The organism is Peribacillus muralis, assembly GCF_001439925.1.
GTDB classification, from domain to species: domain Bacteria; phylum Bacillota; class Bacilli; order Bacillales; family DSM-1321; genus Peribacillus; species Peribacillus muralis.
Genome location: NZ_LMBV01000006.1, coordinates 220 through 25548 on the forward strand (window position 1 = coordinate 220; position 25329 = coordinate 25548).

17 protein-coding genes are annotated in these 25329 nt (G+C 40.6%); 4 read left to right on the forward strand and 13 right to left on the reverse strand.

The features are described from left to right. Positions 1-664: 664 nt before the first annotated feature. From chbG to ASU00_RS09900, 5 genes are read right to left on the reverse strand one after another with little or no spacing between them, the layout of a single operon-like run. A complete protein-coding gene (gene chbG / locus ASU00_RS09880) occupies positions 665-1396 on the reverse strand; it encodes a chitin disaccharide deacetylase (protein ID WP_057913304.1) in 732 nt (243 codons plus the stop codon). Next, positions 1393-2736 carry a 6-phospho-beta-glucosidase gene (locus tag ASU00_RS09885; protein ID WP_057913305.1) on the reverse strand — a complete coding sequence of 448 codons (1344 nt, stop codon included), beginning with the start codon at positions 2734-2736 and terminating at the stop codon, positions 1393-1395. Before ASU00_RS09885 ends, chbG begins: the two co-directional genes overlap by 4 nt. Further along, positions 2733-3080, reverse strand: a complete 348-nt coding sequence (locus ASU00_RS09890) for a PTS lactose/cellobiose transporter subunit IIA (RefSeq protein ID WP_057913500.1) — start codon at positions 3078-3080, stop codon at positions 2733-2735. The genes ASU00_RS09885 and ASU00_RS09890 overlap by 4 nt, the downstream gene beginning before the upstream one ends. Positions 3081-3096: 16 nt before the next feature. After that, complete coding sequence (locus ASU00_RS09895) at positions 3097-4446, reverse strand: PTS sugar transporter subunit IIC (protein WP_057913306.1); 1350 nt, start codon at positions 4444-4446, stop codon at positions 3097-3099. Positions 4447-4450: 4 nt separating this feature from the next. Then, positions 4451-4759 (reverse strand): PTS sugar transporter subunit IIB, encoded by a 309-nt coding sequence (locus ASU00_RS09900; RefSeq protein WP_057913307.1) that lies wholly within the window; start codon positions 4757-4759, stop codon positions 4451-4453. Positions 4760-5038: 279 nt separating this feature from the next. On the opposite strand from ASU00_RS09900, the gene ASU00_RS09905 reads away from it, so the two are divergent. The 3 genes from ASU00_RS09905 (at position 5039) to ASU00_RS09915 (ending at position 8944) form a co-directional block, all read left to right on the forward strand. Beyond that, positions 5039-5755 carry a GntR family transcriptional regulator gene (locus ASU00_RS09905; RefSeq protein ID WP_057913501.1) on the forward strand — a complete coding sequence of 239 codons (717 nt, stop codon included), beginning with the start codon at positions 5039-5041 and terminating at the stop codon, positions 5753-5755. Between the two features lie 219 nt (positions 5756-5974). Further along, on the forward strand, positions 5975-7864 hold the full coding sequence (gene asnB / locus ASU00_RS09910; protein ID WP_057913308.1) for an asparagine synthase (glutamine-hydrolyzing): 1890 nt from the start codon (positions 5975-5977) through the stop codon (positions 7862-7864). A 231-nt stretch (positions 7865-8095) separates the two neighbouring features. Next, positions 8096-8944 (forward strand): TVP38/TMEM64 family protein, encoded by an 849-nt coding sequence (locus ASU00_RS09915; RefSeq protein WP_236712696.1) that lies wholly within the window; start codon positions 8096-8098, stop codon positions 8942-8944. Positions 8945-9118: 174 nt separating this feature from the next. Here ASU00_RS09915 and ASU00_RS09920 read toward each other — a convergent pair whose 3' ends face one another. The 4 genes from ASU00_RS09920 to ASU00_RS09935 are packed head-to-tail and all read right to left on the reverse strand — an operon-like array spanning position 9119 to position 15345. Further along, positions 9119-11641 (reverse strand): cyanophycinase, encoded by a 2523-nt coding sequence (locus ASU00_RS09920; RefSeq protein ID WP_236712697.1) that lies wholly within the window; start codon positions 11639-11641, stop codon positions 9119-9121. A gap of 19 nt (positions 11642-11660) precedes the next feature. After that, positions 11661-12686, reverse strand: a complete 1026-nt coding sequence (locus tag ASU00_RS09925) for a cyanophycinase (protein WP_057913309.1) — start codon at positions 12684-12686, stop codon at positions 11661-11663. A gap of 24 nt (positions 12687-12710) precedes the next feature. Then, complete coding sequence (gene iadA / locus ASU00_RS09930; RefSeq protein WP_057913310.1) at positions 12711-13886, reverse strand: beta-aspartyl-peptidase; 1176 nt, start codon at positions 13884-13886, stop codon at positions 12711-12713. Between the two features lie 40 nt (positions 13887-13926). After that, positions 13927-15345, reverse strand: coding sequence for a YfcC family protein (locus ASU00_RS09935; RefSeq protein WP_057913311.1), 1419 nt, complete (start codon positions 15343-15345; stop codon positions 13927-13929). Positions 15346-15736: 391 nt separating this feature from the next. On the opposite strand from ASU00_RS09935, the gene ASU00_RS09940 reads away from it, so the two are divergent. After that, positions 15737-17758 (forward strand): sigma 54-interacting transcriptional regulator, encoded by a 2022-nt coding sequence (locus ASU00_RS09940; RefSeq protein WP_057913312.1) that lies wholly within the window; start codon positions 15737-15739, stop codon positions 17756-17758. A 308-nt stretch (positions 17759-18066) separates the two neighbouring features. On the opposite strand, the gene ASU00_RS09945 is transcribed toward ASU00_RS09940, so the two are convergent. The 4 genes from ASU00_RS09945 to ASU00_RS26790 all read right to left on the reverse strand — a co-directional run bounded on the left by ASU00_RS09945 (position 18067) and on the right by ASU00_RS26790 (position 25289). Beyond that, on the reverse strand, positions 18067-18453 hold the full coding sequence (locus ASU00_RS09945) for a nuclear transport factor 2 family protein (protein ID WP_057913313.1): 387 nt from the start codon (positions 18451-18453) through the stop codon (positions 18067-18069). Positions 18454-18472: 19 nt separating this feature from the next. Continuing rightward, positions 18473-18952 (reverse strand): RrF2 family transcriptional regulator, encoded by a 480-nt coding sequence (locus tag ASU00_RS09950; protein ID WP_057913314.1) that lies wholly within the window; start codon positions 18950-18952, stop codon positions 18473-18475. A gap of 562 nt (positions 18953-19514) precedes the next feature. Next, positions 19515-20456, reverse strand: a complete 942-nt coding sequence (gene corA / locus ASU00_RS09955; RefSeq protein WP_057913315.1) for a magnesium/cobalt transporter CorA — start codon at positions 20454-20456, stop codon at positions 19515-19517. Between the two features lie 657 nt (positions 20457-21113). After that, a complete protein-coding gene (locus ASU00_RS26790; RefSeq protein WP_057913316.1) occupies positions 21114-25289 on the reverse strand; it encodes a S8 family serine peptidase in 4176 nt (1391 codons plus the stop codon). Between the last annotated feature and the right edge of the window lie 40 nt (positions 25290-25329).

A 25329-nucleotide genomic window follows, 5' to 3' on the forward strand; every position in this document is an offset into this window, starting at 1 on the left:
CTAAAATATAGAAATCTTTGAATAACATAAAGGACCATTCAGCAACTGAATGGTCCTTTATGTATGTAGACATTGCCTTTATCGAAATTGTTTTTAATCCCCTTCCTCCATATGCACCGAATTTAAGGTGGATTCTCTTAAAAATCGCGCTTTTCACCCGCAATTGGGACCGTTTCTCGTCAAATTCCGCCCGGGTTCTCCCTATAATTACGGCCTGCACCATTTCGGAGCGTTACTCGCCAATTTAACCACTTTACTCGCGAGTATAGAATTTGCATTTGAATTTAAGTTTCTGATTAAAATCGCACTTATCAAATGCTTGTACCTACATGTGGACAAGCATGGTTCCGTATTTAAACTGAGTGAAATGAAACGGAAGACAACGACACTACTGCGGGACATGCGCGTCTTCGTCAGACACCTTAGGCTGAAAGCCGAGGAGGCTCACGGACCGCCTCTGGAAAGCTAAGCGTCTGCAGTGCAATGAAACGGTCTACGTACAAATTCCCCCAATCCGTAGGAACAGGAATTCGAGTTTTGTTTTCATGCAGAGTGGAATGGAACGGAAGGCAGCGAGACTCCTGCTGGAAATGTTCATGCACATCTGAAAGGACCATTCAACAACTGAATGGTCCTTTTTTGTAATGTATTCCCCCAAATTCAATCAGATCTTAACTTCGTTGATGTTGAATCTTAGGGAAAATCCTTCAGGCAATTTAGCATTAGTCAAAATGCTAGTCTCTTTTAACCGTTTATCGTTATAAGAGGAAACAGCTAACAAGTCTTCATCTAAATATGCCGGATGAGTCATTATTTCCACACTTGTTCCATCGGTTACCCTTCCCTTCAAATTTTGAAAGTAATTATCTACAACACTATCTCCATAAAAGTCATCGAAGAATATATCCGTAACGGTTTGCATCCCAGCAAAGTGTTCCCCGGCATTACGCATCGGCAACTGGAATTTCTCCGACAGCTTTTGAATAACCGGCAGAAAAGCCTTTATCCCGTGAACATGGTGATGACTGTCAAAATGAGTTGGGCGAAGCCCAAATTCCAAGAATCTTTCTATCTGTGCTGACCACTCACGCTCCAAATCAGCCAAGGAAATATCGTCGGGATTCCCATATACCACTCCTTGCTTCTTGAAGTACCCGGTTTCATCAACCAAGCTCGGTACGTCACTCAACAAAGGTTGCCCACATGTCAGCACTAAGTGTATGCCGACTTTCAACGAGGGCGTTTTCTTGGCGATTTCTATCGCATGCTCCGTCGCTTTCGCATTCATCATGATCGTTGTCGAATTGACAATTCCATATTTATGGCTATCCAAAATTCCATAATTCACCGCTTTAGTTAACCCGAAATCATCTGCATTTATAAGAACTTCAATCATGATAAGTTATCCTGCAACTCCTTTTTTTCGAAAAACTGAGGTAAATAGTCTTTGTGCGCCTCAAGCATTTCGTCTAGAATAAGTTTCGCAACCCGATCACTTGGAACGAGTGGATTAATCGTCAAAGCAAGCAGTGCCGTGTCATAGTCCCCAGTTACTGCAGCTTCGATGGCCATTCTTTCGAACGATTTAATTTGCTGAATCAAACCCCGAACAGCCACCGGAAGCTCTCCGACACTGATCGGCTTCGGTCCATCCTTGGTTATTACACAGCTCGTTTCAATCGCAGATTTATATGGGATCCCTTCGATTGCACCATGGTTTACGGTATTCACCGCTTGGATATCACGCTTATCGGTATGCATCGAGCAAATCAGACGCACAGCAGCATCACTATAGTACGCACCTCCGCGCTCTTCCAATTGCGGCGGTTTGATATCCAGATTCTGGTCTTTGTATAACTCGAATAATTCAGCTTCAAGTCTTTGAACGACCTCAGCACGTGTTTCCCCTTTTTCAGCATCCTTCAACTCTTGTGCTAGCACATCTCCCGTTTTATAATAATAGTTATGGTATGGACACGGAAACAGGTTTAACGCTTTAAGGAATTCCGGTTCCCAGCCCATTGCGTGAATATTCTTCATCGTGACGGCTTTAGCTGGATCTGTTATAAGATTGATGATTTGATCTTTGACACTCTCGCCATCAACGAATACATCCAAGCCGTAAACCATATGATTCAAACCGGCAAAGTCGATCCGGACTCTTGATGGCTCGACGTTCATCAAATCCGCAACACCGCGTTCCATGCCAATCGGCACATTGCAAAGGCCGATAATTTTGGAAATATTAGTATGTCTCAGAACGGCTTCCGTTACCATCCCTGCAGGGTTCGTGAAGTTGATAAGCCAAGCATCAGGACAAAGCTCTTCCATTTCACGCGCTATGTCGAGAATCACGGGAATCGTTCTAAAAGCCTTGAAAAGCCCGCCTGGTCCATTCGTTTCCTGGCCGATCACTCCGTATTTCAATGGAATCTTTTCATCTAGCGCCCTTGCTGCAAGCTGGCCAACCCGCAGCTGTGTCGTTACGTAATCCGCATTTTTAAGCGCTTTCTTTCTGTCTAACGTCAAGTGGACTTCAATATCCACTCCAGCTTTTTCAATCATCCTTCTTGCCAAATTCCCGACGATTTCAAGCTTTTCCTTACCCGCTTCGATATCCACTAGCCAAATTTCACTCACAGGGAGTTCCCCATGATATTTAATGAAACCTTCGATCAGCTCTGGTGTATAGCTTGATCCCCCGCCAATCGTGACAATCTTCAACCCCTTGCTCATTCGGAAGTTCCCTCCTTCACGGCATTTGCATGTAAAAATTCTTCGCGCAGATCGATCATTTCAACCGCAAGATCCTTTAAAGTCATCGCTGTCATTAAGTGATCTTGTGCATGTACCAGGAGGATGGGAAGTTCAAAATGATCCCCGCCTGCCTCTGCATGAATAAGTTGCGTTTGATATTTATGCGCTTGCAGCAATTCCGTTTCGGCCTCTGCAATTTTTAAACGGGCAGAATCGAAATCCCTTTTTTTCGCTTCCTGCATCGCTTCCATCGCGAAGCTCCTTGCATTCCCACTATATAAAATCAATTGAAAGGATAGCTGATATAATTCTTCTTTTTCCATTTTCATCACTGCTTTCTTATACGCTTAACGTTTCTGAATCTTTCGTAAGCTCCGTTTTATTTTTTGAATCAATTTTCACCTGTGCATAAACGAATGGTAAATAAATCGCTGTAGATATGACCAAGTTGACTGCAGCCAATACCGCGCCGGAAACGTGCCCGCCAGTTGCCAGGAATCCTCCCACGATCGGCGGTGTAACCCATGGAATTTTGGCCACGATTGGGAAAACCATTCCGCTGCTTACCGCAATATAAGAGATCACCGTCGTAATGACCGGACCGAGAACAAAGGGAATGAACCACATTGGATTCAGGACGATCGGCAGTCCGAAAAGAATCGGTTCGTTAATCTGGAACACCCCTGGTGCCCCTCCGAGTGCGATCATCTGTTTATAACGTTTCCGACCTGCAATGATCATCGCGATGATCAGACCCAATGTTGCACCAGATCCGCCTAAGTAAACAAATGCATCAAGGAAAGAACCCGCCAATACCCCGTATTGGTCCATGTCTTTAACACCCTTTGCATATAAATCGATATTCTTCACTCCAGAACTTTCAAAAAGCGGCGTCGTTATCCCGCCTAGGATGTTCGGTCCGTGCAAACCGATCATCCATAATAAATGAACAAGAAATACTAATAAAATAGCGAATGGTAACGAATCTACTGCACTTTGTAAGGGAGATACAATTACTTTACTCAACCAGTCATTCAATACCTGCCCATCCGTAACTTTACGGAATAACAGACCGAACACTCCAGCGAAAAAGATGGTTGCCATCCCCGGCACTAACTTGGCAAATGATCGGGCTACCGCTGGAGGAACTCCATCAGGCAACTTAATGACTAAATATTTTACTCTTGATAACCTTACGAATATTTCTGTTGCTATTAAGGCAACGACAATTCCTGTAAAAAGCGCCGTAGCATTGAAATAGTTAACGCTTACAAATCCCCATGCGCCGCCTGTAACGGCTTTATCATCAATGGTTAAAGTGACATTTCCGATTTGAGGTAATAGCAGGAAGAAACAAGCTGCCGAAACGAGCATCGCTTCAAAACCATCGTCACCGTAGGATCGTGCCAATTTATAAGAAATGCCGAATACAGCGAATACCGTCATGAAAGCAAAGGTACCAAACCAAATATCGCCTCCAAGCGTAGTCCATGCAGGACCGAAAATGGCCTCCATCATTCTTCCGTACGGCTTGATGACTTGCCCTAGATTATTGAAAAGGACGGCAAATGATCCGATCATTGTAATCGCTATCATTCCAATCAACGCGTCTCGAATTGCCAGTAAATGTCGGTTATTTCCTACCTTTACGGCTCCGGGCATAATATACTTATCAATGAAAGTCATCATATCCTTATTCTCCTTTTAATAAAGTAGTGGCTTGTTTAAGTACCTCTTCACCATTACATAGTCCATAGAACATTGGATTGATGGTTGCGACCGGTATTCCCTTTTCTTTTCCCGCTTCCTGTAGCTTGGAAAGAAGATACCGAACCTGCGGGCCTAATAAAATGACATCAGCCTTATCCATTTCATTATTCACTTCGGTCGATCCAACCGCCCATATTTTACAATTCACGCCTTGGACCTTTGCACTTTCCTCCATTTTGGTAACTAATAAACTAGTGGACATACCAGCAGAACAACATAATAAGATATTCATTGAAATTACCCCCTTTATAATAGTTGATTATTCAGTTTTTTTAAACGCTAATGAAACTGCTTGTTTTTTGATTATTACTATACTTCCGCCCCGCTTTACGGGTTTTGGGAATGGGTATTATTACCTCCGTAATTCTATTGTAGTTACAAATTATGAAAATATCAATACAATTTTTATTTGTTACTACAAATTTTTGATTTAAAGTTGATTATTGAACTTATCCAAGATAATCTATATGTATATATTGGAATGAGTATGGGGGGAATCACTGTGGAGACCATGAATAAAGAAGCGGCATTGCATTCCATAGTTAAGGAATCGATCATCGATCTCATAAAAAATGGCGAATATGAAACGAATACGAAATTACCGACTGAAGCAGAGTTTTGTAAAATATATGGCGTAAGCAGGACAACAGTTCGTACCGCTTTACAGCAATTGACCGTCGAGGGCTACATTTATCGCGTTCAAGGGAAAGGCACCTTCGTTTCGGAAAATAAAGTGAAGCAATTCCTTTCAAGCACGGTTGAAAAGTTTTCGGAACAAATCACGATGCAAGGAAAAAACCCTTCTACAAAGGTCATAAGCTTGAAGGTAATTGAAGCAAATGCTACCCTTGCCAAGCTTTTCAAGCAAAATATTGGAGATCCAGTCAACAAACTGGAGCGTGTACGTTACGTAAACGATATCCCACTTCAATATGAAACTGCCTATCTTCCTTGGTATAAGACTCCTGGTCTGAATATTGAGGCATGTGAAAAGTCGCTCTTTGACGTACTTGAAACACAATTCAATTTAACAGTTAAAAAAACAGTCGAACACTTGGAGTTTTCCCTTGCCGACGATGCCATTTCTGAAAAGTTGGAAGTACCTAACGGTTCACCCTGTTTTTCATTGGAAACTTACACTCATGAAAGTGATGGCTCTGTCATCGAATTCTCTAAAACTCTCTTCAGGGGCGATCGCGCACACTTTATCATTGAACGGAATTATTAACATATAAAAAGGAAAAAACGGATGCTAGTTCCATTAAAGCACCCGTTTTTTTTATTTGTTAACTCGTCACATTAATATGAATTTCTGCAAATTAATTTATTATATGAGCAAAATTGACAATTATAGAATAATAATCTAACCTAGAAGTCTAGAGATATTCTATTTTTTTAATCGGTTTTACGACAATTCTCTTAATAAATAGTTAGGCAGGTGGATTTTATGTGCGGTTTTGTAGGATGTATTCACGAATATCCGAAAGCCATAAATTCAAATATGAAAGACTCAATCAAAAAAATGAACACCATCATTACCCATAGGGGTCCTGATGATGAAGGGTATTATTTTGACGATTTTGTGAATTTTGGATTTCGTAGATTAAGTATTATTGATATAGACAATGGTAATCAACCGCTTTCATATGAAAATGAAAGATACTGGATCATTTTTAATGGCGAAATTTATAATCACATCGAGCTTAGAAAAGAGCTTATCGATAAGGGCTTTGAATTCACGACCCATTCTGATACGGAAGTAATTTTGGCACTTTATAGTAGCGAAGAAGAGCAAACCGTTCAAAAATTGCGCGGCATGTTCGCATTTGTCATTTGGGATAAAATTGAGAAAAAACTGTTTGGAGCAAGAGACCACTTTGGAATCAAGCCTTTTTTCTACTGTGAACAAGATGATGTTACTTATTTCGCTTCAGAGAAAAAGAGTATTTTGACGACAATGAATGAAGAGCTAGACGTGAATTCATTACAGCATTACCTCAGTTTTCAATATGTTCCTGAACCGTCCACGCTATCCAAAAACATTCAAAAACTATTACCTGGCCATTATTTCACTAAAGAACCAGGAAAGAAAATGAATATTACTAAGTTTTGGAAGCCTACTTTTCAACCTTCCAACATTGAAGATTCCACTATCATAAAAGAAATACAGGAAACTTTAATAGACTCTGTGAACGTACATATGAGAAGTGATGTTCCGGTCGGTTCTTTTCTATCAGGCGGAATTGATTCATCTTTCATCTGCTCCATCGCGAAGCAGATTAACCCTAAAATCAAAACTTTTTCCGTTGGGTTTGGAAGAGATGGGTATAGTGAAATAGACGTTGCCCAGGAAACCGCAGAAGCATTAAATTTAGAGAATATAAGTTATATTATAAGCCCTGAGGAATTCTTGGCCGAACTCCCAAAAATCATCTGGCATATGGATGACCCTCTAGCGGACCCCGCTGCCGTGCCACTATACTTTGTCGCAAGGGAAGCTAAAAAGCACGTCAAAGTAGCACTGTCCGGGGAAGGTGCAGATGAGTTATTCGGAGGATATAATATATACCGGGAGCCCCATTCCCTGCGCATGTTTTCCTATATGCCAGCACCGGTGAACAATGTACTCAAAACCTTATCTTCTGTTCTGCCAGAAGGGGTTAAGGGAAAGAGCTTCATAGAGCGCGGAGTTACAGCTTTAGAGGATCGCTATATTGGAAACGCAAATATCTTCGATGAAAAAGAGAAAAAAATTATACTAGTTAATTATTTAAATGGGTTAGATAACAAAAAGGTGACCAGCCCCATTTATTCCAGTTCTATTGACTATGATCCGATTACCCAAATGCAAAACATTGATATTCAAACATGGCTCAAAGGTGACATTTTATTGAAAGCTGATAAAATGTCCATGGCGAATTCTTTGGAAGTAAGAGTTCCCTTCCTGGATAAATGTGTTTTCAATACAGCAGCTAAATTAAGCATGGATCAAAAAGTTAGAAATGGAACGACAAAATATATGCTCCGAAAAGCCGCCCGCGGAATCGTTCCAGAACATGTATGGAGCAGGAAGAAGCTTGGCTTTCCAGTACCGATACGGCATTGGTTAAAGGATGAACTATACGATTGGGCAGTGAGGCTTATCCACGACAGCCAAACTGACTACCTATTTAACAAACAGCAAATCATGGAATTACTTGAAAACCACGTCAATAATAAAAGAGACAACAGCCGTAAAATCTGGACCATTCTAACTTTCATGATTTGGCACCAAATTTACGTAGAAAATCAGGTAGAGCTTCAACCTGAAAAAGTATTACATTACGCTTTCAATTAAACATTCACTCATCGCTTTCTTTGTTTGATGATTTTGCACCTAAGCATATTATTTGCTTGGGTGTTTTTTATATTTAAATTAACTTCCAAAAAAACTATAAAAATGAATACCCGGTAAGAAAACTAAGCCTCAGGTCTTATCATCGGTTAAATCCCAAGTCTGTTTTCTTCTAACGTTTTAGAGAGTACACTTAATCACACAAATGAAATTCACTTAAAGGAGAAGCTTACTGTGATACTTGGAAAGAAACTGCCTGAATTATGGACGCACTTATTGTTGGGCGCTTTTGCAGCCTTGTGCTTGTATGTGTTTTTGCCTACGCTACTGACCATTTACAAAGTGATATTCACTGTCATTTTACTGGTGATTTTATCTATCAACCTTGTCTCTATTTTGACAAAAAAAGCAAATTACCTAAAGCTAACGAAGCTCGCCTTAATGTACTTGAATATTTTCCTGATCATCGCTTGTCTGGTTTTTTATACAACGAAGTTATTGGTTCTGACAGATGCAAACGGCTTGACGAGCATCTTAGGAGGAAGCACCCTGATGGGCAAGCTCCTTTTCTTCCTTATTTGTTTCCTTCAGCCTATCGTGCTTCCCTTGCCTGAAGTTGTAACGGTTTCTGCTGGCAGTGCAGTATTCGGGCCATTTACCGCAACATATCTAAGTTTTTTCGGAACTATATCCGGAATAGCCGTCATGTATCTCATAGCACGGATTGGCGGGCAAAAACTTGCATTAAAGTTCGTAAAAGAAAAGCACTTGATCAGCTATCAGACATATGTGAAAAAAAATGAAACGGCCATCCTGTTCCTTCTATTTATTATCCCGGTTCTTCCAGATGAAATCATTTGCCTTGGCGCGGGGATTGGCGGAGTTTCTTTCAGGAGATTCTTCCTGATCGCTTCACTATCAAAGCTAATGACAGCCACAACGCTTTCATATTCGGTTGAATTGGCAAAATCCCTCTCCCTGTCAGGGCAAGAATTGTTCTCGATTGTATCACTCACTGCTGGTGGATTGTTTATATTGTCATGGGGAGTAAAATGGGGGTTAAAGAAAAGAAAAGTAGAATAGCGGCAGGTAACAGGACTATCTTCGTTTTAATGAATCTGGAGAGCAGGGCGCGATGGCGCCAAGCTTACTTCCGGACCTTCTGCAGTGGAAGTAACGGCCAAATTGTTATTACAAAAATACTGTAGACAAACTCGACATATAATCGAATTTGTCTACAGGTATTTCCACAAACCTTTATTTACGCTTTACTGCAATAGGTGTAATATCCAGAACAGCATTCACGACTGAATAATCATCTTTGCTTCCGTCTTTGTATCCCCAGAATCCATCCGTCTTTTTTGTCTTTCTGAATGTAAGCTCCACTCCTTTTCCTTGATCAAAAGAATAGGCTTTCACTTCCTTCTCTCCGCTGTTATCGACAAGCTGATAAGAAAGGAATTTGCTTAATGTGCCATGCTCCGTTAAAACACCTGAATGAGGAGCTACCTCAAAATCACCATATTCATTTCCTTTTGTACGGACTTTATGTTGACTGATTTGAATCTCTTTCGTTCTTAAATCAACGCTGTCCCCTGGTGCGATTGTAGAAAGTAAAATGTTTTTGTATTCGCTTTTTATTTTAGGATTGGTGTTCACTTTCGATAAATCAATTACGGTTACCCCTCCGCGGCCGACCACTTCTATCTTCTGCTTGAGATTATTGACAACGATTGCTGTGTCTTCATCAATCCCATATGACAGCTGATTACGGTCGCCTTTTTCATGTGCCGTTGCTATAAGTCTGCCAAGCCTTGCTTTATTATCGAAATGCTGGTCGATCAGTCCATTTTGGAAAAAGCCAAGTCCCCGTTCAAGATAGCCCGGTCCGCCTTCTTGCTGCTCCATTCCGTTATACGTGTCTGTAAATCCCTTTGTAAGTGTTTCCAAGCTACCACCGCCGGCAAGCATGACATCGCTCATAATCGCTGCCCCTGCACTTGTTCCACCTAAAACGGCACCCTTTTCATACATATCCCAAATCGCTTTTAATGCTTTTGATTCAGACTGATCTGGATTGAATAATGCTTCAGTAATATACGTCTGATCTCCGCCCACAAACCAGATGGCATCAAGGTTTTTTATTTCGGCAGCGACATCATCACGATTTCTGTTTTCCTTCCAGCTTGATTCATCCACCAGAGTTCCCTTGAAATCATGTGTTGAAATAGGGAGGATTTTGATATTGTCTTCTTTCAAGCCATACTTTAAAAGATCGTTTTTGAAGGCGTTTGAGGAGCTCAGGCTTCCACTAGCAGCCGAGATGATCCCTACTTTAGCATCAGCGCCTTCCTTGGTTAACTCAATAAACTTTTTATACACAGCTTCGTTACTTGACCCAAGTGCTCCACCCGCGATGAGTAGATTTCCTTTGATGGTACCGCGCTCCGTTCTTTCAGGAAGTGCAAAATTGGATTCTTGATAGTGCTTGAAAGCTTGCTTGTCTTTTTTAAATTGGAGCGAAACAGGAGCAACATCCATTTTCACATTCGTGATGGAATAATCATCTTTCTGTCCATCTTGATAGCCCCAAAACCCATTTGTCTGTTCCGTTTTACTAAAGGTTAAGGCAAATCCTGATCCTCTGCTGTCGTATAAATAGCTTTTTACGGAGTCAGTGGAAGAATTATCAACAAGCGAATATGACAAATAAGGTTTTAATTTTCCATACGAAGTCAGAACTCCTGTTGCTTCCAAAGGTTTAAATTGATGGTACTCATTTCCTTTAGTAGCATCTTTTTTTGAATGAATCGTAAAGGATTTTGTCTTCAGATCAATCTTGTCCCCGGGAGATAAGAGGCTGATGGAGACATTATTGATCTTACCCTTATGTTCTTTTGCTTTACTTGAATCAACAACCGTCACTCCTCCCCTGCCCGCAATTTCGGCCGTTTTTTCTTGATTGTTGACAATCAACGCGGTATCTTCGTCAATACCATAAGAATTATATTTCTTTTTTTGCTTTTCGTATTTTACGGCAGTTGCTACTAAGCGCCCGAGTCTTCCTCTTTCATCAAAATGCTGATCGATGATTCCAGATTGGAAGAAACCAAGTCCCTTTTCAATCCGGACAGGCTCGTACTCTTTGTTTTTTGCGGACTCGGATTTTCCTGTGAATTCACCTTTTAGGCCGCCTAAGCTATCTCCGCCCGTAATCATAACATCACTCATAATTGCCGCGCCTGCGCTTGTTCCGCCAATGACGGCTCCTTTTCTATACACGTTCCAAATTGCCTCAAGCGCCAACGTACTCTTTCCCTTGGCATCATATAATGTATCCGTTATCCGAAGTTGGTCGCCTCCAACAAACCAGATGGCTGAAAGATCCTCGATCTGCCTGCCAACTGCTTTGCTGTGGACATTGTTCTTCCACGATTTCTCATCAAAAACAGTATCACTGAAATCATGATTCGATATCGGCAGGATCTCGATATCCGCCTCTTTGACTCCATATTTCACAAGATCTGCCCTAAATTCCTTGGAGGATTTCAGAGTTCCGCTCGCAGCCGGAATAATACCGATTTTCGCTTTGTCGACTCCACCGGCGAGTTTAATAAAAGATTCATAGATATCCTTGTTGCTGCTGCCTAATGAACCTCCTGCAATAACGAGGCTGCCTTTAATTTCTTCCTTAGCGTGAGCGCTAGCCTTTTCTGGTGGCAAAAAACAGACCGATGTTAGCAATAAGGCCGTAATTGCCGTATTAATGATCCTTTTCACTTTTACTCCTCCCCGCATCTTAATTTCCATATATCGAACCACTTGTTGAACTTAAGGCACCATTTTGGGCAGAAAGTTTATAGGAGTATCCATTACTGCTCGTCCATGCCTGAAGATTGAACGTATTACCGGGTCTTAGTTTGACGAGCTCAACATTATTTATAGTCAATGGCTTGCCTATGCTGCTTGTAGGAGCGGCCGTTGTTTTCGCCATATATACGGATTGGTTGCTGCCGCCTGGCTGGGCAACTACCTTCGCCGTTCCGTCCTGTTCGACAAGCAGAGCCGTTTGTTCATTGACAGCAATGCCTTTAGACTGATTCGTCCATCCGTCTGATACATTTCTTGCCATAAACCCTATAAATCTTCCCATTCGGTCTCTCTGTTCAAAATGGGTGTCTGTAACCGTACTAGATAAATAGCGATTATTTAGAAAATCTCTTGAAAATGTCATATAGCGGTTATTCGGATTTGCCAGTGCTTCATCTGAATATACGGAACCATTTTTAGCATCATAAACAAATTGCCCCATAATCGCGAGTCCTGCACTTGTTCCTCCAATCGGAACATTATTTTGAATATGCTGATTAAGTACATCCTCTAGAGCTGTATTTTTGATGAAATCGACATAATTGAATTGATCTCCTCCGGCAAAAAAGACTGCCTCCGCCTTACGCACCTTATCTAACACAAATGAGTCACTTGACGCATATTTGTTGTTCAGCACGATCGTTTCGACTGAATCAAGCTTAGCATTGTTACTCTGGCCCAAGTCGTAAAGGTATTGGTTATATCCATCCGTTCCTGAAGTACGGAGAACGACAAAATCACCTTGATTTGCTTTTTTGGCCATCCACAGCATCGCTTCATCTACGTCCGTGCCGCCTCCCATTAAGTTAATGCCATAAGATGTGACAGTCGTTACATTTCCGGTGTTTCCATAGCTGCTATACTGATAGTCACCGCTTGCAGCATGTGCAACATTCCCTTGGCAATAAAAAGCAAACAAACCTAACATCATACATACCTTCATTAACTGTCCCATTCCTATTCGCTCCCTATCATTCTTTTATCTTTCAAATGTCCCTTTAATGATAGGGACACCTCGTTCCACCATCACTTTTCCTCTTGCAATGACCGTATCGATAGCTAACGTATCTTGATTAAGCAACACGAGATCAGCATCCATCTCCATACCGATTTTCCCTTTACTTTTCAGCTTCAATATACGAGCAGGATTAGATGTGATAACCTGAAGTGCTGATTCGAGCGGAACACCTTCATCCAATACAGAGTCACGGACCTCGTGGTAAAGAGAAGAAACATTGCCGACTTGCAAACCGGCGAACTCACCGTCTTGATTAAAATAAGGAAGACTTGCCTGTCCATCCGAGGAGAAAGTAATCTGAGTAATAGGCACCCCACTCTCAAGCATTTGTCGTAACCCGCTACTGCATTTCACTTCCCCTTCCTCTAGGAATTGAGGGGTGGTGCTTGTCGTTAAGTCTACATACCCCCCTTTTTCTGCATACCGGATCCCCTCTTCGAATAAATCTTGATTTCGGTTAATGTGAGTCGGGTGAAAATGATGGATCGGTATATCTGTCTTTTCTGCCATCTCAAAAAGGAGCTGGAGCCTGCGATCACTATCTCCTACATGTATTTCCAATATGCCTGCCTTTCCGGTAATTAAACTGCCATTACGAGCTGAAGCCGCTATCTTCGCAAGCTCATCAAGTGTCGGTTCAGAAGATCGATGGTCGGAGATGGCGATTTCACCTACACCGATTATTTTTTCAATGAAAATCAGATCATCTTCAATTTTGCCCGTCAAGGTTTTCACCGGAATTTGATAAGAGCCAGAATGGATGTACGCCGTAATTCCCTCTTCATCCAATGCATATGCCTTAGCCAGCAGACTTTCGATCCGTCTTGTTGTTCCATCCGTTCCTAGCACACCCACCACTGTTGTAATGCCTGCCATTGTAGCATCCGACAAATTCAATTCCGGAGTGCGTGTCCTAAAGCCTCCTTCCCCGCCGCCTCCGATTAAATGTACATGGGCATCAATAAAACCAGGGACGAGAATTTTCCCCGATCCATCAATTATTTTTACATCAATAGATGAGTTATCCAGCTCAATTTCATCTTGGATATAGACTATTTTGCCACCCGCAAGCATCACATCCATCTTCCCAAGATAATGAGGTTCATACACTTCTGCGTTTCTAATTATAGTAATCAAATTCTCTCCTCCAATTGCTCTAAGCTGTTTCTTTACAAGATTAAAATGGTCCGTAATTCATTAAGTGTGCAATTACAACGGCTGCTAAACCAATGAGGTATTGAATGAATACAAGCGGTAACACCCATTTAGCCCATTTTGTCCATGGAATACCTGCAATCGCGAGTCCTGCCATAAGCGTGCCTGCAGTCGGAAAGATAATATTCCCTATTCCATCGGCAAAAGAAAACGAAAGAACTGCCGTCTGTCGAGTAATATCAAGCAAATCCGCCAGCGGCGTCATGATTGGCATCGTCAGCATCGCATGTCCGCTTCCCGAGGCAAGGATAAAATGGATAATGGCCTGAAAGTTATACATCCCAATTACACTCCAGAAAGCCGGAATATGCTTTAGCGTATCGGAAACCCCATGAAGCATCGGGTCAATAATATGCCCTTCATTTAAAACAACAAGAGTTGCCCGGGAAACACCAATAATTAAGGCTCCGCCAATTAATAAAGATGAACCATCCACAAACGATTTCGCAATCTTATCCGTAGATAATCTGCCGATGACTCCTATGACAATTGTCAAAACTACAAAAAGCGCTGCAATTTCAGTTATATACCATTGATATTTAATCACTCCGAAAGCAAGGACCACATAATTCAGTAAAAATGCACCAAGAATGAGCTTGTGTTTCGTTTCAAGTTTCTCGTTAGACTTAAGAAGCACGTCAGCTTCTTTCTTGCTGTACTTTCCATAAAATCCTCTTGACGGATCCTTTTTCACCTTCATGGCATGACGATAGACGAATGTTACAGATACCGCATAAACGATTACGAAAAGCACTAGTCGATACCACATGCCAGAGAACATCGGCAATTCGGAGATCCCTTGAGCAATTCCAACTGTAAACGGGTTCATAACGGCGGTCGTAAAGCCTGCGGAAGCCCCAAGGATAACAATCGCCGTTCCTGTAAGAACGTCAAAACCAAGCGCAAGCGCCAACGGAATCAATAATGGGATATATGCGAGTGTTTCCTCTGCCATCCCCATAAGTGAACCGCCAATGGCGAAGAATAGCATCATGCCAGGAATAAGCAGCTTCTCCCGGGTTGCAAGTCTTTTTGCTAGCGTCGTAATCAATACATTTATCGTCCCAGTGGCGGTTAATACACCAAAGAATCCCCCAATGATCAAAACGAAGAAGATAATATTAGCTGCTTCAACCAATCCAGTATGAAGTGCTTTAACCGCTCCAAATGGACTTACCGGGGTTTGGTCGGCCGTTTTGTAAGTATCCGGGTCGATTTCGGTCCTTCCGTCAACCTCGACGCGTCCATAATCTCCTGCAGGCAACACATACGTTAATAAAGTTGCGATGACCAAAACACCCAGAAGTAATGCAAATACATTAATTTTCCATTCTTTTTTTCTTTTTCCTTCTGGTTGATAAGTTGTCTCGACTTGAGCCATTAAGCTTCTCCCCTTTTCTGATTCATTCAGCTAGTAAATGATACTTCCCCGTCTTCCACAGTTCTCCTTTTCTATAATTTGAGAAATAAACATTTGTAAAACTAACAATGCAAAAAACATGCCAACGAATAAGGCGAATGCTAGATGGGAGTCTAAAAGACGCAGAAGTGGCACAGGTGCGGGAGATGAAAGTATACAGAAAGATACTCGTCTGTATACTTTCATAGTTTTTCAATCGCTGCATGTAACTTTAGGTGAAAAAATAAGAAAATTTAGAAATATCATTCTAAAAGCTGATATGATAATGAATAACAATAGATTACTGGTCTAAATTGGTTCATACATCGTACTAAAATAAAACCAATTCAACCAAAGAAAGGTAAGGACCTTAATGAAACCTTCACTTATCCTTTTGACAGGCGGAACGAAAACAAAGCACACTCTGCATCAGCAACTTCAGCAGCTTTTAGGTGATTATCTGCACATTGATAGCTATGCAGTAGATGAGGGACTTCCAGCAGGTCTTGAAGCAGATGTCATTCTCTTCTCCTCCGAATCCCTTAAAGAAGAAGTCGGTCATATAAAAAATATGAATGCCGCAACCTTCATTACAGGACAACGTACCGTCCATCATGAACATTTGGACAAACTCCTCACAATTCCCACGGGAGCTAACGTACTTGTCATTAATGATGAGTACAATGTCACATTGGAACTGATACAATCTCTTTACCAACTTGGAATCAATCATGTTCGCTTTATAGCTTACAAGAAAAGCCATACTTATTATGATGAAATCGATGTCGCTGTATCACCAGGTGAAATAGAACTTGCCCCCACCTACTTGCCGATGGTTTTGGATATTGGCGTCAGACTTTTGGATATGACCACCATTTTAAGAATTGTTGATCATTGCAGGTTGGAAGGAAATGTGGCTCTGCAAATTTCAGAAAGATACATCAGAAGCATTATTGAATTGCAGCAAAAATTGCTTGTATCCCAACAGGAAACAAAAGAAGTTTATCACCACATCCAAAATGTCGTTAATACAATTGATGACGGAATACTGGTCATCAATGAAACGAGTGAAGTAACCGTGTTTAATCAAAAACTTGAAGCACTATTTCAAATTCAGGCGGATTTAATCATCAACCGTCCAATTGATACGGGCATTCTTCAAAACGAAGTGGTTCAATTTATACGAAATGGTGTGGAAGAGAGTCAATTTTTTAGCATTCATGGCGTTGAGGTCGTCGTGTACCGTCATACAATGATTGGGGAGCAGTCCATCGTGGCTGTATTTAAAAGTGTCCACCAAGCATCCGAAATTGAAAAAACAGCACAGCGCAAATATCGCGAGAAAGGATTTTACGCAAAGTACAGCTTTGATGACATTTTCTGTGAAAATACTAAAATGAAAGAACTTAAACAGATCGCAAAAAAGCTTGCATTGGCAGAACACCCCATCCTCATCCAGGGTGAATCAGGAACGGGCAAGGAATTGTTTGCTCATGCCATTCATAAACATTCCTTGAGAAAAAGCGGGCCTTTTCTACCCATAAACTGCAGCGCTTTATCTGAAAGCCTACTTGAGAGCGAGTTATTTGGATATGAAGACGGATCATTTACTGGGGGACAGCGCGGAGGTAAAAAAGGGTTGTTTGAGCTTGCTGATAACGGCACCATCTTCCTAGATGAAATAGGTGATATCAGTTTATCGATGCAATCCCTCCTATTAAGGGTTATCCAGGAAAAGGAAATCAGACGAATTGGCGGCTCGAAGATTATTCCAATTAACGTTCGCATCATTTCAGCAACAAATAAAAAAATTGAGGAGCAAATGAAAGCACAAACGTTCAGAAATGATTTATTTTATCGTTTAAATGTGCTGAACCTCTCCATCCCGCCACTTAGGGAGCGAAGAGAAGACATCCCCCTCTTGATCCATCATTACATAACAAAAAACGGAAAATGGATAAAAGTCGAGCAATCGCTGATGGATTGGCTAAAACGATCTGAGTGGGACGGCAATATTCGCGAGCTTAAAAACACGCTGGATTATATGCTGACAGTATGTAATGGAACGCTATTAACCAAGGATGATTTACCTCAATATCAAAAAGCCCAGCAGTCGGAAGATAAAAAACACCCGCAACAAAATCGTCTGGAACAATCTGAGCATCTAATGATTTTAAAAATCATTATGCAATGCCATGAAGCTGGAAAAGCCGCCAGCAGGGAATATATATCAGCAAAAACGAAAGAACAGCATGAAAGTTTCTCCTTGTCTCAGCAGCAAGTTAGACGCCGACTTGATGACCTCGAGCAAAAAGGAATGATCATAAAACGCAAAGGACGGGGAGGAACAAGAATAACGGAAGCCGGTATCTCCTACTTAGAATCCTTACGCTAGAAGGAAAAAAAAGCAGACTGTAGACAAACTCGATGAAAATCGAGTTTGTCTATATTTATTTATGGGTTGTACAATTCGGACATTGATAGAAACGAGAGGCACTCGCTTTTCCAGAGGCGATCCGGGAGCCTCCTACGGCGTGTCTCCCATAGAGTGTTCAATCAACACTGCGTGAAATCTTAGATGAAAGTACTAACATAAAATAAACCTCTGCCTAACTTTTAAAGGCAGAGGTTGTTGAATAGTAAGGCGATAACGTAATTGATTCTCCTAAAATGTTTGAGGCTGATTCAATTAACATAAAGAAATTATAATTTTTTATACGTTTCAAACATGTCGGAATTGTCTGGTACATTTTCTAAATAACTGATTTTACCTTCATCATCTAATTTAGCAATATCTTTTCCAGTTTGTGTGAAGACCGTTCCTGAAGAACGTTTACCACATACTGCCCAAGGTGTTACGAAAGAATCCGTACCTTCTATGCTTTTCCATCCTTCAAACATATGTTTTATATCACTATTTTGTTGAAACACCATTTTCATAAATAATCTCCAGTTTTCGATTCCATTTTGCTCATGACCATTTAAAACAAAAACAATATCTTCGGAAAATAATGCTTCTAATTCTTCCATTGCTTTTTCACTTGTTCTTGATTGATCGAATAAATCAAAATATTTTTCTAAGTTTTCCATTTAAATCTCTCCTTAGCATTTATAATACCATTTTTTCATGGACAATTTTTTTTAACATTTGCAAATTTTCTTTAGGACATTTTTTGTTAATTTCTTCAGTCAAAGAAGCGATAGTTTCACGTTTAAGAATGGTTTTCCAAGATGATTCCGCTTCTTCCATTAAGTCGGATAATAAGCAAATTTCTTTTTCTTTCAAGTTAAGCATATCGTGGAAAATGCCGCTGGATGAGTATAGGGACTGCTTACCTTCCACCGCTAAATAGACGTCGTATATACGTATATCTTCAGGATCTTTTTTTAATTTAAATCCCCCTTTAATACCAGGGACGGAAACAAGAATATCGGCATTAACCAATTTCCTTAGTATCTTTTGAAAATACGATGCTGAACCGCCCAATTGTTGGCTAATTATATCTCCTGACAATACAGCTTTTTCTGGTAAGAAATTAAGAAGCAAAATAGCATATACAGATTGCTCCACACCAGTTTTCATTTGCAATGAAAAACATCTCCTTAGCTCTACGTGTATAAAGAGGATAAACATTATCGCCTTTATACACATAATAAATTATTATATCACTAAAGTAAAGATTCTTTTCTGGGCGCTATAAAAAGCCTTTATCTCTTTAGCCAATAGAACTGTCTTTTTAAGTTAAAGAATTCATTTAAATCTTACAAATCACTTACTTATAATTGGATTACTCCCTTGAAAATATCCTGATCCACTTATTTTATTGTTATATTTCGTTCTTCCTCTTTATATGTTTTACATTAATTATTTTCAAAAAAATTAGGCAAAATTAAAAGGCATGAGCCAGGTTTATTACCGGGTTCATGCCCTATAGTCTCCCTGCTTAAATAAAATGATTAATCACCTCAAAGGTAAATAAGTAGCCGTCACTTTTAGCTGTTCTGTTAGCATCTTTACACCAACATGACAACCTGTAACATCGTATGAAGAGCGTTAATTAGTCGATCTTGCACACTTCAGTTACAGGTAAGCTAAACTAACGCTAAAAACGCTGATGCCTTTCATTGCATCAGCGTTCCTTTTTTGTGGATCACTTAAACCATCCCATACGCCATAACGAGAACAACATCCCTGAGCCCACTACAGCCATTACTCCTAGGACAGCAAAATACCCACCATGCCAAGTTAGTTCAGGCATATATTCAAAATTCATTCCATATATGCTAGCAATGAATGTTAAGGGTATGAAAATGGAGGTCATAACGGTGAGTGTCTTCATTATGGTGTTCGTTCGGTTTGAATTTATGGAAATATAATTATCCCTTATGTCTGCCGTCATTTCCCTATTGGATTCAATCATTTCCGAAAGCTTTAGTAAATGGTCGGAAATATCCATGAAATAGACCCTATCTTCTTTTGGAATGATAACCCTCTCCGAATTTAAAATTCTATACATTAATTCTCTCATAGGAAAAATTGTCCTTCTTAACTTCAGCAGCTGGCTTCTGATTTCATAAACATTTCCAATTAAATCCTGATTGCTTTTTTTAGATTCAATTTCATTTAACTCGTCCTCGATTCGATACATACTAGGAAAATATCCATCAACAATTTTATCCGTCATTAAGTAAAATATGTACATTAGACCTTTATTTATAGATTTTTCATCATCCATTACTCTTTGACGAACTATTCCTATTTCATTTGAAGGTAATAAATGAAAAGTCACTATGAAATTATGCCCTAAAAATATATCCACTTCTTCAGGTGCAAGGGAAGATTGGTTTAAAGTGTGCAGAACAAAAAAATCATACCCATCATAATAGTCGAGTTTGGGGCGCTGTAAAAAATGCAAACAATCTTCAATTGCCAATGGGTGGAAATTGAAATGAGTTTTCAAAAGCAATTTTTCTTCTTCAGTAGGTGAATCAAAATCCACCCAATACCATTTAATATCAGAACTTTTCAAACGTTCTAATGGTATATTTTCAATTAATGTTAAATCATTTGTTACCGCAAAGGTGCGAATCATTTGTACACATCCAATTTTTTTAAATTAAACAGAGGCCCTATACATAACGTGCAATCTGATTTAGGTTGATTAAATTTAATAAAAGATTAATATATTATAATATCCTTGCTTTACATCAAGTGTCATACTAGTAAGATCCATGAAATCAGTCTAGGTCATACCTGTTTATTTGAGTTACAGTTATACCATTGATAGAAGGAATGGACAATCCACCGCAACGAATGAACAGATCAATAGTCATAATAGTTATATTCCCTAACACTTTAGAAGGAAACTTGCCCACCGGTCATTAAAAGATAGGATATACATAAGCTAGTTCTATTCTTTACAATATGCAATGTCCCTACTGATAGGTAAACATGATTTAGTAACTCATATTCCTATAAAAGAATAACAGAATTTGGGGAGATATAGTTCAATAAATATTTATCCAAAGGAATATGTACCGTTGAATTCCTATTGTTAGAAGTATTTTAATTAAAAAATAGCGACCTCTATCTCCTAGAGAACGGACTGTGAGTAAGAATACTTTGAAGAATGCAACCATCACTGCCGAAAGATCTCAAAGCTGTTTCTTCCAAAACCGAACACGCTATATGGATCCTTTCAATAGAAAAAGAGTCACCATTCTGTGATAGATTGGTGACTCTTCTAATCTTAATTTATTTTTAGTGCTTCTTTAATGCTCTGTAGTGTTTTCCCCTTGTATTTCTTCTTTGGTATTGGTGTGTTTTCCACACCAGGGTTTCTGAGTTGGAAGTTTTGCTCTACAAATGCAAAGTCTTTCTGATCGACAGTTCCATCGAAATTAATATCAGCACTGCGTTTATTTGTCTCCCAATATGTTTCGATTGCTATTGCATCCAAGATGTCGATTACTTCATCTCCGGTTACATCGCCCGCATAAGCAGGTCTTACATCAGCAACACGGTACGTACCGATCCATTTACCTTTGTATTCACGACCAAGTTCAGCCGTTTTGACTGCAGTCGTATGACCGGGAATTTTCACATCCAATGTTAACGTTTTACTTGTTAACGGCAGCTTGTCGACAGTATAGTAATTTGTCGTCTTGGCTCCTGATGCTTCAAAGGCTCCGGTGAATTCTTTACCATCCTGGTCCGTAGCTTTTATTTGGGCTTTAGCGGCATTCATGTCGCGTGAGCCTGGTTTGATGCCTTGCACATTCAAATTGAATGCTTCCTTGGAATGTGTTGGAAGGATATTAACGAAACTTCCTCCATCTGACGGCACTTGGATTTCATCTCCGCTTTTTGTATTGGCCTTTGTTTCACTAACCCTTACAGACGCCAGTGTTGATCCAAGTGGCAATTGCTCGCTAGCCTTTGTCGCAATCTCAAATAAAGGCATATCTCCGTTAATAGGCTTGACATTATCTCCTTCAAGCTTTACGGATACATTCAAATGAGAGTATGATGGATCTTTTCCGGCATCAGCCGTTGTGATCGAAACTTTTCCTAGTTTTTCAAGCTTTGGACTCACTTTAATATCTCCTAAACTTAAGTATTGAGCTTTATAAGATACTTTGAACGTACCTCCTGTCCAATTTTTCGCATTCTTGACAGAGACTGTATTTTTATACGTTTCGTTATATGAAACGCTTTTTTTATCAGCCGCCGTCCGTACATATGTTGTGCCTTTTTCGACAAATGTCAAGATACGAGCTTCACTATAGAGACCGTTGCCTGCCCGGTCTTGGCCGAGTACCCGTACTTGTTTGACCGGTTGGTCGAGCGGTATATCCCAACTGAATGCCCCCTGCTCATTTATCGTAGTATATGCTAACGGTAATAAATCAGGAGCCCCTGGGTTATATGCATTTGTGTACCGATAAATCGTAACAGCATTTTTACTTGGATCTGTATCGATTCCTGCTGCTTGTGCTTCCTTCATTTCTCGATCTGTGATTGTACCGGATAATGTATATGCTTTTTGGCCTTTTTCATACTCGATAACGCCTGAAGGTACATTAAGTTCCATTTTCGGCTTATTGTTATCAATATATAGGTCATATGTTTTGGAGAAAGTCTTTCCTGACTTCCCAGTCGCAACCAGCTTAATCTTATACGCTCCCTGCGGCGCAGTAACACTATCATCTGAGATCGGGAATTCACTATTGCCTGTGAAAGGATAATATTTTCCATACCCCAACAATGGTGCCAGCTGCATGTAATAATCTTCAAATGCTCCTGAGATATCCGCTCCAGCGATAAAACCAAGTTCTTTTCCTGTCTTTCCATCTACTAAGAAAGCATCAACGCGCTGCATTGGTGCACCGACTTTAAAAATCAAATTTGTTGCTTTCGGTTGAATAGGTGCATAATACTCATACCGATCGCTGTCGCTCATAATTGGAGTATATGTTCTCAAGTCTTCAATTCCTTCTTTCAAATAACGGAATGCAAACGGGATTTGATACGTATCACTACTATCCTTTTGATTCGTGAAAGTAATATACCCTTCATATGCACCTTTTTGCGCTTCCACTGGAATTGTTAGAGAGACTTGTGTGTCCAATTTATTGGAGCCTGCAACTGTTACTGTCGGACTCGTTTTAAGCTGGATACCGCTTTTGTTCCCATCTTGAGAATTTTCTTCATCTTGTTTGTAATTCACTTTCACATCATACGTTTTCGTTGTTTTCGATTTATTTTCAAGCGTCAGCATATGTGAAGCTTTATGTTTTTTACCGTAATCGACGAAAGCTCCAAAATTCAAAGCACCCGTTAGGTCTTGGATGTCAACCAATTGGTTTTCGGCGTCGAGCATCTTTGTCGTATCATGCACTTGGATTTGCAGATTGGAATGGATCGCTTCGTAAGGGTCAACACGTCCCGCTCCAACATCATACACACTGTAGTCTTCTTTTAACGGATCGGCCGTGTTCATGAGCGTCGCCTTGATATCAGCCGGCTCCAGTTTCGGATTGGCCTGCAACAGCAAAGCAGCAATTCCCGCCATATGCGGAGTCGCCATGGACGTTCCGTTTGCCCGTTGATACGCATATTCATAATTTCCGATGTTCTCAGGACCTTGCATGAAAGAAGGGACCGTGGACATGATGGATACCCCTGGCGCTACAATTTCCGGTTTGATATCATACGTCCCTTTCACGGGACCACGGGATGAAAAGCCTGCCAATTGATCACCTTCTGATTGAATCTGACCGATTTCATTGAACGTAAATGCAGCATCTCCCGCTTTTGCTTGATCTAAAAGTTTTTTTCCTTGTTCATTCGTGACGTTGAATGCAGGAATAAATGTTTTGCCTTCTCCTAAGTAGCTCGGAATGAATCCTTCTTCTGCAACATTGTTCCAGATGATGACAGCCGCTGCTCCTTTGGCTTTGGCATTTTCAATTTTTGCATTGATTGTAAGTGTCCCTCGTTCAATCAATGCAATTTTCCCTTGAACATCCTTGCCGCCGTAGTCCGCAACATCTCCTAATCCTACAGGAACGACTGGAAGACTCTTACCTTTCCAAGTATCGATATCGTCTTTATAGCTTTTTGCTAACAACCTAAGGTCCGCAACTACAGACGCTTGTCCGGCCTGCAACGTACCTTTTACGGTTGCGATGGTCATGGGAACATCACTGGCCCCGACAGTAAGTGCCAGCTCCGCTGTTCCTGGAGAACCTAATGAATAAGGGGTGCTTCCCGCGTTACTCGCTGCCACGACTGCAGTCACTCCACTCAAAACGGCATTGTTGATGGCTATACTTGTTGGATATAGTGGATCATTTACACTGGCTCCCAGCGACAAATTGATGATATCCATACCGTCTGCCACAGATTTATCAATTCCTGCAATGACACCGCTAGACAAACCGGATCCGTAAGGCCCCAACACTCGATATGCATACAAGTCTGCCTCTGGCGCAATGCCTTGAGTAGCGTATTTGGAATCATTCTTGTGCTGGCCGGCAATCGTTCCGGCAACGTGTGAGCCATGAAACGAATAATATGTATTACCGCTTCTCAATTCTTGTTGCCCAGACGCCTTCCAGTCATCGTAGGTCGTTTCCATTGGATCTTCATCATTACTGATAAAGTCATAACCACCCTTGTAAGCATCTTTTAAATCTGGGTGATTATAATCGATACCTGTGTCTAAAACACCTATTTTGACACCTTTCCCTTTGAATCCCTCTTCATGTAGCTTACCAATCTTCAAGTAGGCATTGCTTTCCGCCATCCCAGATGTATCCGCTTTCTTTATGTCCGATTTGACTTTTGGATCGTCCACTTTCACTTCCATATCGCTGTAAACAGCTTGTACTACTTGCGACTTCAAAAGTTCATTTACCTTGTTTGCAGGTACCGTCATTGCCACTCCATTAAAAGCATGCTTGTACTCGCGATTAATTTGCACAACCGCTTTCTTTTGTTTCATTTCTTCTTTAAAGATACTGGCTATGTCATCCCGAAACGCTTGGTGAGAAGCATTAACCTTACTTTTCACAGCTGCAGCGGACAGACTTTTTCCTTGCATTTTTGCATGTAGATCTGCAACACTTACTGGTTGTTGCTTTAATTGAACAATTACAGAAATAGTTTCTCCGCTCGAGAGATCAAGATTTGGATCTACCTGTAACCCCGTTGCTTGATTAACCTCCAATTTTTCAAGTGAATCTTTCTGCTGCGGCGTTAATGATGCCAAAATGGATTCGGCTGTTTGTGCTGTTTGCGCCTTCACTTGAGGCAAATAGGTACCATTCCCTGAATAGGAATACCCCAAAATACCACTGCCCAGCAAAGCGGCTGTAGTGACGAATTGAATCGCTTTCGTTCTCTTTTTTTTCTTCCCCACGTCTTCATCCCTCTCATAAATACGTTTCAAAAAAGTTAAA

Coding starts and splice junctions, on each gene's coding strand:
- chbG (WP_057913304.1), bottom strand. CDS start 1,396: ATGATTGAAGTTCTTATAAATGCAGATGATTTCGGGTTAACTAAAGCG.
- ASU00_RS09885 (WP_057913305.1), bottom strand. CDS start 2,736: ATGAGCAAGGGGTTGAAGATTGTCACGATTGGCGGGGGATCAAGCTAT.
- ASU00_RS09890 (WP_057913500.1), bottom strand. CDS start 3,080: ATGGAAAAAGAAGAATTATATCAGCTATCCTTTCAATTGATTTTATAT.
- ASU00_RS09895 (WP_057913306.1), bottom strand. CDS start 4,446: ATGATGACTTTCATTGATAAGTATATTATGCCCGGAGCCGTAAAGGTA.
- ASU00_RS09900 (WP_057913307.1), bottom strand. CDS start 4,759: ATGAATATCTTATTATGTTGTTCTGCTGGTATGTCCACTAGTTTATTA.
- ASU00_RS09905 (WP_057913501.1), top strand. CDS start 5,039: ATGAATAAAGAAGCGGCATTGCATTCCATAGTTAAGGAATCGATCATC.
- asnB (WP_057913308.1), top strand. CDS start 5,975: ATGTGCGGTTTTGTAGGATGTATTCACGAATATCCGAAAGCCATAAAT.
- ASU00_RS09925 (WP_057913309.1), bottom strand. CDS start 12,686: ATGGGACAGTTAATGAAGGTATGTATGATGTTAGGTTTGTTTGCTTTT.
- ASU00_RS09935 (WP_057913311.1), bottom strand. CDS start 15,345: ATGGCTCAAGTCGAGACAACTTATCAACCAGAAGGAAAAAGAAAAAAA.
- ASU00_RS09940 (WP_057913312.1), top strand. CDS start 15,737: ATGAAACCTTCACTTATCCTTTTGACAGGCGGAACGAAAACAAAGCAC.
- ASU00_RS09945 (WP_057913313.1), bottom strand. CDS start 18,453: ATGGAAAACTTAGAAAAATATTTTGATTTATTCGATCAATCAAGAACA.
- corA (WP_057913315.1), bottom strand. CDS start 20,456: ATGATTCGCACCTTTGCGGTAACAAATGATTTAACATTAATTGAAAAT.